2 protein-coding genes are annotated in these 10,245 nt (G+C 75.0%); both read right to left on the reverse strand.

The features are described from left to right. The coding region (locus tag LQ51_RS13200; RefSeq protein ID WP_046565647.1) for a type I polyketide synthase at positions 1-2,035 on the reverse strand (2,035 nt) is incomplete at its 3' end. A 12-nt stretch (positions 2,036-2,047) separates the two neighbouring features. Beyond that, the coding region (locus tag LQ51_RS13205; RefSeq protein ID WP_046565649.1) for a type I polyketide synthase at positions 2,048-10,245 on the reverse strand (8,198 nt) is incomplete at its 5' end.

Consider the following 10,245-nt stretch of genomic DNA (forward strand, 5'->3'; position numbering starts at 1 on the left):
CCCGGATGGACCAGGTGTGGCCTTGGGCGGCGAGTGCGGTGTCGCAGGCGTGGATGTGGGTGGCGAAGACGGGGTGGTTGAGGAGTTCGTGGGCCATGGCGGGGTGTTGGGAGCCTTGGCCGGCGAAGACGAGGGCGATGCGGCCGGGGTCGGTGGCGTGGCCGGTGATCAGGTCGGGGTGGGGTTGGTCGTCGGCGAGGTGCCGCAGCGCGTTCACGGCGTGCGTGTGGTTCGCCGTGACGACGACGGCGCGGTGGTCGAGGTGGGCGCGTTGGTGGGCGAGCGTCCCGGCGAGGTCGGCCAACGCGGTGTCGGGGTGGGTTTCCAGGTGGGTGGCGAGGCGGTCGGCCTGAGCCCGCAGGGCGGCGGCGGTCTTGCCGGACAGCAGCAGCGGCACGGGCGCGGTGTCGGCGGCGTCGTCGGCCGGCGGGACGTCCGGCGCGTGGTCGGTGTTGTCCGTGCTCGCGGCTCCGGCCCTGGTCGCGTTCGCGGTGCCCGTCCTGCTTCCGCCCGCGGTGGCAGCTTCGGTCCCGGCCCCTGGCCTGGCCTCAGCATTGGCCTGGTCTGTGGCGATGGTGGCGGAGTCCGGGTGAGCGGTCCCGCCGGCTTCGCGCGGGGGGATGGCGCTGCCGGGTGCGGTGGTGTCGGCGGGGGGTTCTTCGAGGATGAGGTGGGCGTTGGTGCCGGAGAGGCCGAAGGAGGAGATGCCGGCGCGGCGGGGCCGGTCGGGGTGCTGCGGCCAGGGTTGGGCGTCGGTGAGCAGGGCGACGGCGGTGGGGTCCCAGGTGATGTGGCTGCTGGGGGTGTCGATGTGCAGGGTTTGGGGGAGCAGGCCGTGGTGGAGGGCTTGGATCATTTTGATGATGGCGGCGACGCCGGCGGCGGCTTGGGTGTGGCCGAGGTTGGATTTGATGGAGCCGAGCCAGAGTGGTTGGTGGTGGCGGTGGCGGCCGTAGGTGGCGTGCAGGGCTTGGGCTTCGATGGGGTCGCCCAACGTCGTTCCGGTGCCGTGGGCTTCGACGGCGTCGATGTCGGCGGGGGTGAGACCGGCGTTGGTCAGGGCGTGGCGGATCACGCGTTGCTGTGCCGGCCCGTTGGGGGCGGTGAGTTGGCTGCTGGCGCCGTCCTGGTTGATCGCGGATCCGGCGATCACCGCGTGGATGGGTAGGTGGTGTTCCCGGGCGTGGGACAGGCGGGTGAGCAGGAGCAGGCCGACGCCCTCACCCCACACCGTGCCGTCCGCCGAGTCCGCGAACGCCCGACACCGCCCACTCGGCGACAACGCCCGCTGCCGGCTGAACTGGGTGAACGCCTTCGGCGTGGCCATCACCGTCGCGCCGCCGGCCAGGGCCATCTCACACTCGCCCTTGCGCAGTGACTGCGCCGCCAGGTGCACGGAGACCAGCGAGGAGGAACAGGCCGTGTCCACCGTGATCGCCGGGCCCTCCAACCCGAACGTGTACGCCACCCGGCCCGAGGCGATGCTCGGCGCGCTGCCGCTACCGATCATCCCTTCGAACCCGGCCGGCGGGGCGTGCTCCAGCCGGGACGCGTAGTCGTCGTACATGACGCCGACGAAGACGCCGGTGCTGCTGCCGCGTACCGCCGTGGGGTCGAGGCCGGCCCGCTCGAACGCCTCCCAGGCCGTCTCCAGCAGCAGCCGCTGCTGCGGGTCGGCCGCCAGCGCCTCGCGCGGGTTGAGCCCGAACGGCGCCGGGTCGAACAGGGTGGCGTCGTGCAGGAAGCCGCCCTCGCGCACGTACGTGCGGCCCGCCGCGTCCGGGTCCGGGTCGTACAGCGCCTCGACGTCCCAGCCCCGGTCCGTCGGGAACTCCGAGATCGCGTCGCGCCCCTCGGCCAGCAGCCGCCACAACTCCTCCGGCGACCGCACCCCACCGGGCAACCGGCACGCCATGCCGACCACCGCGATCGGCTCCCGCGCCACCGCCTCCACATCGACCAGACGCTGCCGCGTCTGCTGCAGCTCGGCGGTGGCCCGCTTCAGGTATTCGCGCAGCTTGGCTTCGTTGCTCATGGTGTCAAACCCCTAAAGCCCGTTGTCGATGAGGCTGAAGATCTCGTCGTCGGTCGCCGCGTCCAGATCGGTGCCGGCGGACCCGCCGTTGGTCGCCTGCTGCGGCGTGCCGGTGAGCCGGCCGAGCAGGTCCTGGAGCCGGGCCACCACGTCCCGGTGGTGGTCGGTGTCGGTGGGCAGCTCGTCGGCGGCGGTGGCCAGCCGGTCGAGTTCGGTCAGCAGCGGCGCGAACACCGCGGCCGGGTCCGGCGCCAGTTCCGCCTTGAGGTGGTCGACCAGCGCGATCGGCGTCGGGTGGTCGAAGACCAGGGTGGTGGGCAGGTGCAGCCCGGTGGCCGCGCTGAGCCGGTTCCGCAGCTCGACCGCGGTCAGCGAGTCGAAGCCCATCTCGATGAAGCCGCGCCGCAGCTGCACCGCCGCCGGGGTGGCGTGCCCGAGCACGCCGGCCACCTGCTGGCGTACCAGGTCGAGCAGGAAGCGGTCGCGCTGCGGGCCGGGCAGCGCGGCCAGCTGGCCGGCCCCGGCGGGCGCCGGCGCCGCCGCGGGCGGACGCCGCGCGGGCGTGCGGACCAGGCCGCGGAGCACCGCCGGCACGTCCGGGCCGCGCAGCGCGGGCAGGTCCAACCCGACGGGTACGACCAGCGCCTGCTGCTGCGCCAGCGCCGCGTCCAGCGCGGCCAGCGCGGCGGCGGTGTCCAGCGGGCGGATGCCGGCGCGGGCCATCCGGGCCCGGTCGCCGTCGCCCAGCCCGCCGGTCATGCCGCTGGACTCCGCCCAGAGCCCCCAGGCGAGGCTGGTGCCGGGCAGGCCCCGGGCCCGCCGGTGCCCGGCCAGCGCGTCGAGGAACGTGTTGGCGGCGGCGTAGTTGGCCTGGCCGGCGCCGCCGAGGATGCCGGCGGCCGAGGAGTAGAGCACGAACGCGGCCAGCGGCAGGTCCCGGGTGGCCTGGTGCAGCTGCCAGGCCGCGTCCACCTTCGGCGTGAGCACGGCGTGCAGCCGGTCCGGGGTGAGCGTGTGCAGCGCGGCGTCGTCGACCACCCCGGCGGTGTGGAAGACCGCGGTCAACGGGTGCCGGGGGTCGATCCCGGCGACCAGCGCGCGGACCGCCACCGGATCGCCGAGGTCACCGGCGGCCACCTCGACCTCCGCGCCCAGGGCGGTCAGCCGGGCGACGAGATCCGGAACGCCGGGGGCGTCCGGCCCGCGCCGGCTGACCAGCAGCAGCCGGCGGACCCCGTACCGGTCGACCAGGTGGCCGGCGAGCAGCGCGCCGAGGGTGCCGGTGCCGCCGGTGACCAGGACGGTGCCGGCCGGGTCGAGGGTGACCGGCGGGGCGTCGGCGGCCGGGCCGCGGACCAGCCGCGGCACCCGGGCCGCGCCGTCCCGGACCGCGAGCTGCGGTTCGCCCGCCGCGGCCGCGGCGTCGACCAGCGCCGGCAGGGCGGCGAGGGTGCCCGGGTCGTCGTCGTGGTCGAGCAGGAGCAGGCGGTCGGGGTGCTCGCTCTGCGCCGCCCGGACCAGGCCCCACAGCGCCGCGCCGGGCAGATCGGGTACGTCGTCGCCGTCCCCGACGGCGACCGCCCCACGGGTGAGCACCACCAGCCGGCCGCTGCCGTCGTCGAGCCAGCCGCGGACGGCCGCGAGCACCTGTTCCGCCGTCCGGTGCGTCCCGGCGGGCACGTCCCCGTCGATCGGGTCGGGTCGCAGCAGCACGGTGCCGGCCGGCGCGGTGCCGTCGGCGAGCGCCGCGAGCAGGTCGGCCGGGCCGAACGTCGGGTACGTGCCGGTCGCCGGGGCCGGGTCGGTGGCCAGCGGTACCCAGTCCAGCAGGTACCTCGGCGCCGGTTGCCCGGCGCTGCCGGCGAGGTCGGCGGGGAGCGGCCGGACGGCCAATGAGGTGACGGTGAGCACCGGCCCACCGGCGGCGTCGACGGCGTCGAGGCTGATGCTCTCCGGGCCGGTGCGGCGCAGCCGGATCCGCAGCGACTCGCCGGCCGGGGCGTGCAGCCCGGCACCGGCCCAGGCGAACGGCAGCCAGGCGCGGACGCCGTCCACCGGGTCGAGGAAGGCCATGGTGTGCAGGGCCGCGTCCAGCAGCGCCGGGTGCACGCCGTACCCGCCGGTGTCGGTGCCCTCCGGCAGGCTCAGCTCGGCGTGGATGGTGTCGCCGGCCCGCCAGGCCCGCTGCACGCCCTGGAACACCGGCCCGTAGTGCAGGCCGGAGGCCGCCAGGTCGGCGTAGAGACCGTCCACGTCGACCTCGACGGCGCCGGCCGGCGGCCAGGCCGCTTCGGGAGCGGCCGGGCTGGGCGCGACGGCGCTCAGCGTGCCGGCGGCGTGCCGGGTCCAGTCGTCGTCGGTGCGGGCCGGCCGGGAGCGTACGGTCACCGGTCGCAGCCCGGCGTCGTTCGCGGCGCCGACCTCGACCTGGAGCCGCACCGGGACGCCGGCGTCGAGCGCCAGCGGCGCCTCGATGGTCAACTCGTGCAGGTACGGGTGTCCGGTGTGCGCCCCCGCGTGCAGGGCGATGTCGACGAACGCCGTGCCGGGCAGCAGGTGTGCGGTGCCGACGGTGTGGTCCCCGATCCACGGGTGCGACCCGGCGGAGAGCTGGGCGGTGAAGAGGTGCCCCTGCTCGTGGGGGAGTTCGATGGCGGCGCCCAGCAGCGGATGTCCGGCGCTGCTGAGGCCGAGGTCCTCGGCCTCACCGACGGTGGCGTCGGCGTGCAGCCAGTACCGCTGCTCCTGGAACGCGTACGTGGGCAGCGGTTCCGCCGGGACCGGCCCGGCGGGGAGCAGGGGCGCCCAGTCGACGTCGAGGCCGGTGGTGTGGGCGGTGGCCAGGGCGGTGAGCAGCGCGCCTGTTCCGTCGTGTCCGCGCTGCTGGGTGGGGATGGCGGTGGCGTCGGTGAGGGTTTCCCGGGTGAGCGTGGTGAGGGTGGCGTCGGGTCCGACTTCGATGAAGTGGGTGACGCCGAGGGTGTGCAGGGTTTCGGTGCCGGCGCTGTAGTTGACGGTTTCGCGGATGTGGCGTGCCCAGTAGTCGGGGTCGGACAGCTCCTGGTAGGTGGCGACCTGCCCGGTCAGGTTGGACACGATGGGCAGCGACGCCGGGTGGTAGGTGACGCCGGTGGCGGCGTCGCGGAAGTCGTCGAGGATGGCGTCGGTGTGGGCGGAGTGGAAGGCGTGCGCGACGTGCAGTTTGCGGGCGCGCACTCCGTCGGCGGTGAGTTGGGCGGCGATCGCGTCGATGGTGTGGGTGTCGCCGGCGAGGACGAGTGAGGTGGGGCTGTTGTGTCCGGCCAGGCTGACATCGGGGTGGGCGTCGAGGATCGGCCGGATGCGGTCGAGGGGCGCGGTGACGGCGAGCATGGCCCCGGCCGGCATGCCGTGCATGAGCCGAGCCCGGGTGGTGACCAGTTTCGCGGCGTCGGGCAGGTCGAGGACGCCGGCGATGTGCGCGGCGGTCAACTCGCCGATGGAGTGTCCGATGAGGTAGTCGGGTCGGATTCCGAAGGTGTCGAGGAGGCGGACCGTGGCGGTTTCGGCGGCGAACAGGGCGGGTTGGGTGTAGCGGGTCTGGATGAGCAGGTCGGTGTGCTGGCCGCACATGACCTCGCGTAGCGGGTGCTCCAGGTGCGCGTCGAGGGCGGCGCAGACCTCGTCGAGGGCTGTCGCGTAGGCGGGGAAGTGGGCGTAGAGGTCGGCGGTCATGCCGGGGTGCTGGGCGCCCTGGCCGGTGAACAGGAACGCCACCTTCCCCGCGCCGGCCGGCTGCTCACCGCCGGGATCCCGGACCAGCCCCGGGTGCGAGCCACCGGAGGCCAGCGCGCGCAGCGCCGCGATCAGGTCCGCGGCGGTGTGCGGCTCGTCGCCCGGCGTACCGGCCGGCGCCACGATCGCCGCGCGGTGGGCGAAGGTGGCCCGGGTGGTGGCGAGGGCGTGTGCCACGGCGGCCGGCTCCAGCTCGGGATGCTCGTCCAGGTGCCCGGCCAGCCGGGCCGCCTGGGCGCGCAGCGCGGCCGGCGTCCTCGCCGACAGCAGCCACGGCAGCAGACCCGACGGCGGTTCGACGGCCGCCGGTCGGGCCGCCCCGGCCGGCGCCTCCTCGAGGATGAGGTGGGCGTTGGTGCCGCTGATGCCGAAGGAAGAAACCCCGGCCCGGCGCGGCCGGTCGGGGCGTACCGGCCAGGGCTGCGCCTGGGCCAGCAGGGCGACCTCGCCCGCGTCCCAGTCGACGTGGCTGCTCGGCGAGTCGGCGTGCAGGCTCGGCGGGAGCAACCGGTGCTGGAGCGCCAGCACCATCTTGATGATGCCGGCCACCCCGGCGGCGGCCTGGGTGTGCCCGATGTTCGACTTGATCGACCCGAGCCAGAGCGGCTCGTCGCGCTCCTGCCCGTAGGTGGCCAGCAGCGCCTGCGCCTCGATCGGGTCGCCGAGGGTGGTGCCCGTACCGTGCGCCTCCACGGCATCCACCTCGGTCGGGGCCAGTCCGGCGTTGGCCAGGGCCTGGCGGATGACCCGTTGCTGGGCGGGGCCGTTGGGGGCGGTGAGGCCGTTGCTGGCGCCGTCCTGGTTGACCGCCGAGCCGCGGATCACGGCGAGCACCGGGTGGCCGTTGCGCCGGGCGTCCGACAGCCGCTCCAGCAGCAGCAGGCCGGCACCCTCTGAGAGGGCCGTGCCGTCGGCGCTGTCGGCGAACGGCTTGCAGTGCCCGTCCGGGGCGAGCCCGCGCTGCCGGCTGAACTCGAGCAGCGAGTGCGGGGTTGCCATCACACTGACCCCGCCGGCCAGCGCGAGCGTGCACTCACCGTTGCGCAGCGCCTGGATGGCCAGGTGGGTGGCGACCAGCGACGACGAGCAGGCGGTGTCCACCGTGATCGCCGGCCCTTCCAGGCCCAGCGTGTACGCCAGCCGCCCGGAGGCGACACTGGGTGCGCTGCCGTTGCCCAGATACCCCTCGTAGCCGTCCGGGGTGTGCTGCTGGAGCCGGCTGGCGTAGTCGTTGTACATGACTCCGGTGAAGACACCGGTCGGCGTGGTCTTCAGCGACGTCGGGTCGATGCCGGCGCGCTCCAGGGCCTCCCAGGCGGTTTCCAGCAGCAGCCGCTGCTGCGGGTCGGTCGCGAGGGCCTCCCGGGGGCTGATGCCGAAGAACTCGGCGTCGAAGCGGTCCGCGTCGTGCAGGAACCCGGCGATCCGGGTGTAGACGGTGCCCGCGTGGTCCGGGTCCGGGTCGTACAGCCCGTCCAGGTCCCAGCCGCGGTTGGTGGGGAAGGGGGACATCGCGTCGCCGCGCGCCACCAGCAGCCGCCACAGCTCCTGCGGGTCGCGTACCTCGCCGGGGAACCGGCAGGCCATCCCGACGATGGCGACCGGCTCGTCGACCGGCCGCGCCGCCGGCAGCGGGGCGTGGTCGGCCGCCGCCTGGTGCGGCAGCAGCCGGGCCAGCAGCTCGCCCGCCAGGGCGTACGCGGTCGGGTGGTCGAAGATCAGGGTGGCCGGCAGTCGCAGCCCGGTGGCGGCGTTGAGCCGGTTGCGCAACTCGACCGCGGTCAGCGAGTCGAAGCCCAACTCCTTGAACGCCCGCTGCGGGTCGATCGTCTCCGGGACGCTGTGCCCGAGCACCGCCGCGATCTGGCCGCGGACCACTCCGAGCAGCAGCTCCCGGCGGCCGGCATCATCCAGCCCCGCCAGCCGCCCGGCCAACCCGGCGTCGCCGGCCGCGCCGGCCGCGCCGGCCGCCGCCCGCCGCGTCACCGGCCGGACCAGACCGCGCAGCAGCGCCGGGACCGGCCCGCCGCGCAGCCCGACAAGATCCAACCGCATCGGTACGGCGGTCGGCTCGCCGCCGGCCAGGGCGGTGTCGAGCAGGGTGTGGGCGTGGTCGGTGGGGATGGGTAGCAGGCCGTTGCGGGCGAGTCGCGCCTGGTCGGTGGTGGTGAGGTGGCTGGTCATGCCGGTGGTGTGGGCCCAGTAGCCCCAGGCGAGGCTGGTGGCGGGGAGGTCCAGGGTGTGGCGGTGGTGGGCGAGGGCGTCGAGGTAGGTGTTGGCGGCGGCGTAGTGGGCTTGGCCGGGGCTGCCGAGGGTGCCGGCGGCGGAGGAGTAGAGGACGAATGCGGTCAGGGGTAGGTGGTGGGTGGCGTGGTGGAGGTGCCAGGCGGCGTCGATTTTGGGGCGTAGGACGGTGTGGATCTGGTGGGGGGTGAGGGTGTGTAGGGCGGCGTCGTCGAGGACGCCGGCGGTGTGGAAGACGGCGGTGAGGGGGTGGTCGGTGGGGATGCCGGTGATGAGGGTGTGGACCTGGTCGGGGTCGGCGGTGTCGCAGGCGACGATGGTGACGGTGGCGCCGAGGTCCTGAAGCCGGTCGACCAGCTCCGTCGCGTCGGGTGCGTCGGGGCCGCGTCGGCTGGCGAGCAGGAGGTGGCGGGTTTGGCCGGTGGTGGTGAGGTGTTCGGCGAGTAGGGTGCCGAGGGTGCCGGTGCCGCCGGTGATAAGCACCGTCCCCTCCGGATCCAGGGCGGCCGCTGGCTCTTCCGGCGTACCCACCGTGACCAGGCGCGGCACGAACAGCTTGCCGTCGCGGACGGCGAGCTGCGGCTCCCCGGTGGCCAGCGCCGGACCGAGCGCGGCTGGGCGGTCCGCGTCGACCAGGACGAACCGGTCCGGATGCTCGACCTGGGCGCTGCGGACCAGCCCCCAGAGCGCGGACGCGGCCAGGTCGGTGATGTCCTCGTCCGGGCCGGTGGCCACCGCGCCCGAGGTGAGCACCACCAGCCGCGCGGCGGCGTGCCGCTCGTCGGCCAGCCACTTCTGGAGCGCGGCGGTGGTCCGGGTGACCAGGTCGTGCGTCGCCGCCGGTCCGCCGTCGGTCCCGCCGGCGGGCGCCACGATCACCAGCTCCGGGGTGGTGTCCGCGGCGAGCATGTCGGCGAGCCCGGCCAGATCGAGCACCGGTGGCACCTCCGTCGAGCCGGCCGGCGCGTCGAGCGGGGTCCAGCGGACGCGGTACAGCGGGTCGCCGCCACGCGGGCCGGCGGCGAGCCGGTTCCCGGCCAGCGGCCGGACGGTCAACGCGCCGATGGTGACCACCGGCTGGCCGGTCGGGTCCGTGGCCCACACGGCCACGCTGTCCGGGCCGGTACGGCTCAGCCGCACCCGCAGCCGGGTCGCCCCGACGGCGTGCAGGCTGATCCCGCTCCACGCGAAGGGCAGCCGTACGCCCTCGTCACCGTCGGTGAGCGCCATCGGGTGCAGGGCGGCGTCGAGGAGGGCGGGGTGGATGCCGTAGCCGGTGGTGTCCTGGTCGTCGGGGAGGTGGATGTCGGCGTAGCGGGTGTCGCCGTCGCGCCAGGCGGCGTGCACGCCCTGGAAGACGGGGCCGTAGTGCAGGCCCGTGCCGGCCAGGGTGGCGTAGAAGTCGTCGAGGTCGACGGGGGTCGCGCCGGCCGGGGGCCACTCGGTGCCGATGCCCGGCTCGCCGGCCGGGGCGGTGCCGGTGAGGGTGCCGGTGGCGTGCCGGGTCCAGGTGCCGCCCTGGTGGCTGTGCACGCTGACCGGGCGTCCCTCGCCCTGCTCGGGGCCCACCTCTACCCGCAGCTGCACGTCGCTGTCGTGGTCGAGGATCAGCGGGGTCTCGATGGTGAGGTCGTCGACGTGCGGGTACCCGGTGTGCTGGCCGGCGTGCAGGGCCAGGTCCACGAAGGCGGTGCCGGGCAGGAGGACGGTGCCGGTGACGGCGTGGTCGGCGAGCCAGGGTTGGCTGGTGGGGGTGAGTCGGCCGGTGAAGAGGTGGCCCTGCTGGTCGGGCAGCTCGATGGCGGCGGCCAGCAGGGGGTGTTCGGCGGCGGTCTGGCCGAGGTCGCTGGCCTGGCTGATGGTGGTGGGGGCGTGCAGCCAGTAGCGCCGGCGCTGGAAGGGGTAGGTGGGTAGGTCGACCGGTGCCGTCACGGCGGGCAGCAGCGGGGTCCAGTCGACGGGCAGGCCGTGGGTGTGCGCGGTGGCCAGCGCGGTGACGAGCTGGTCGGTGGTGTCGCGGCGCATGGTGGCCACCGCGACGATGTGCCGTTGGTCGGCGGTGTCCTCGATCGGCTGGATGAGCACGGGGTGGGGGCTGACCTCGACGAAGGTGGCGTAACCGTCGCGGAGCAGGGCTTCGGTGGCGGTCTGGAACTGGACCGGGTGGCGCAGGTTGTCGTACCAGTAGTCGG

The organism is Micromonospora sp. HK10 (assembly GCF_000982955.1).
Lineage (GTDB): Bacteria > Actinomycetota > Actinomycetes > Mycobacteriales > Micromonosporaceae > Micromonospora.